This is a genomic window from Tissierella simiarum (assembly GCF_018917865.1).
In the GTDB taxonomy this organism is placed as follows: domain Bacteria; phylum Bacillota; class Clostridia; order Tissierellales; family Tissierellaceae; genus Tissierella_C; species Tissierella_C simiarum.
In genome coordinates, this window is the sequence record NZ_JAHLPM010000043.1 from 1 (window position 1) to 1,714 (window position 1,714).

Annotated in this window: 3 protein-coding genes and 1 pseudogene; 2 read left to right on the forward strand and 2 right to left on the reverse strand. The window is 32.0% G+C overall.

The genetic code is table 11. From position 1 onward, the window contains the following. Positions 1-111: 111 nt before the first annotated feature. Positions 112-274 (reverse strand): annotated as a pseudogene (locus KQI42_RS20630) (IS3 family transposase); the annotation flags it as partial. 97 nt (positions 275-371) lie between these two features. On the opposite strand from KQI42_RS20630, the gene KQI42_RS20635 reads away from it, so the two are divergent. Both KQI42_RS20635 and KQI42_RS20640 read left to right on the forward strand, forming a co-directional pair. Beyond that, positions 372-578 carry a hypothetical protein gene (locus KQI42_RS20635; RefSeq protein ID WP_343231734.1) on the forward strand — a complete coding sequence of 69 codons (207 nt, stop codon included), beginning with the start codon at positions 372-374 and terminating at the stop codon, positions 576-578. 9 nt (positions 579-587) lie between these two features. Continuing rightward, positions 588-752, forward strand: coding sequence for a hypothetical protein (locus tag KQI42_RS20640; RefSeq protein WP_216522715.1), 165 nt, complete (start codon positions 588-590; stop codon positions 750-752). A 458-nt stretch (positions 753-1,210) separates the two neighbouring features. Here the strand turns inward: KQI42_RS20640 and KQI42_RS20645 are convergent. Then, on the reverse strand, positions 1,211-1,714 hold a 504-nt coding region (locus KQI42_RS20645; protein ID WP_343231735.1), incomplete at its 5' end, for a CsxC family protein.

Sequence of the window (1,714 nt, forward strand, 5' to 3'; positions counted from 1 at the left end):
GGGGTAGCTTGGAAAGTTAAAGCGGTTGGCGGACTGTATTCAGCGTGTCTTTAGACACTTGCAAGTAACATGCCCTTATAGGGCTGAGCAAACCACCCGTTTGACGGGTGGTTATGATTTACTCTTAATACGTTTGTTGTTGTAGTAATTATATGTAAGCTTCTAATTCTTCGATAAATTGTTCTATATTATCGAACTCTTGTAAATAAAGCAACTCTGTCTTCAGCAAACCAAAAAAGTTTTCCATCACTGTATTATCTAGACAATTTCCCTTTACTCTTACACCTGATGGAAAATGGGTAACTGGCAGACCTTTTAATATAGCTCCAGCAAGTATTAAAGATTGGAATACTGGAGCCTTTGCAGTTGAAATGCTAGGTAATTTTGATATAGGTCACGATAAATTTGAAGGAAAACAAAAAGAATCAATGCTCAAGCTCACTAAATACTTTATTGATAAATATGGAGAACAATCCATTAAGTTTCATAGGGAAGGGCTAGGAGTAGTAAAAAGTTGTTCTGGAACTTCTTTAGATAAAAATAAATTGATTCAGGAAGCTAGAAATTTAGGTAAGTAGGAAAAAACTATGGCTAAGTTAGAAAACTGGCAAAGAAAACAAGGAGAAGAAGCTATCAAGTCTTTAGCTAAAAAGAAAATAATAGAAGATTCTGAAAGATGGATAAAAGATTTAAATGGAGATAGTATTCCAGATTGGGCTTTATGGAGTATGTTAGATCAGATAAGTGAGTAGGTGAATTTAAGTTTAAATTTTATATTATAGTAACAACTTTTGTCAATTCGTAATATACTTGTAATATGGAGTAAAGCAACAAGTGGCTTTACCCCTCTTCCTGTAGCTCTTTCCATAGGAGTTATATTAATATAGCATTAATTAAGGTACCCATAAGACAATGCACCTCAAGATAGAGAAAGGCAAATAATAAAACAGGACGCTTCAAACAACCTCTTTATTAATTAGACCAGGATTAAGTTCCTGGTCTTTTTCTTTCTGCAATTCTAAAACTAAAGTCTGCATTAGTAAGAAGACAAATGGAAGTAATAGTTTAATAAACTGGATTCATATTTTTAAAAATTATCTTATAAATCTTACACAAATTTAACTTATGAGCATAAGATAGAAGTAAAGTATATAATTTTACGGTAAAATAAAACTAGGGTATGCAGCACACATACCCTAGCAATAAAGCATTATTTTTTTACTATATCTCCATTTGTAGTAGTTGGAGGAATTGTAACTTGTCGTTTTTGTAAAATCTTAAGTCTAAGTTCTATAACCATTTTTTCTTCGATTCTTCTGAAGAATCTTTCTTCAAATGGAAGATCAATACCAGATGGACGTCTACGGTCTATAAGTTCATCGAATTCAACGATTCTGCTAGAAAGTAATTCACAGAATGGAAGTTCATTGAAGAATTCTTCACTTACTTGATTGAACTCTGATAAGTCTCCTGACATTAATTTATCTTTTTCAGCAAAATCTTTTCTTGGTAAATCTTCTTCTTTAAAAAATTCAAATTCTTGTCTAGAATTTGTACGAAGTGTCTCTGGTTGTCTAAAGAAAGTAACAGGTGTTGTACATTCAAAAGGAACATCTACAGTACAATGATGAATTTCTCCACATACTCCTTCGAAATTTGAACATGTTCTTGTAGAAAAATCAATATTCTTACGAACAAACCCTTTGATAAATAG

What these genes read in the sequence shown, in the direction of transcription:
- KQI42_RS20640 (WP_216522715.1), top strand. Translation starts at nt 588, where the DNA reads ATGGCTAAGTTAGAAAACTGGCAAAGAAAACAAGGAGAAGAAGCTATC.
- KQI42_RS20635 (WP_343231734.1), top strand. Translation starts at nt 372, where the DNA reads ATGCTAGGTAATTTTGATATAGGTCACGATAAATTTGAAGGAAAACAA.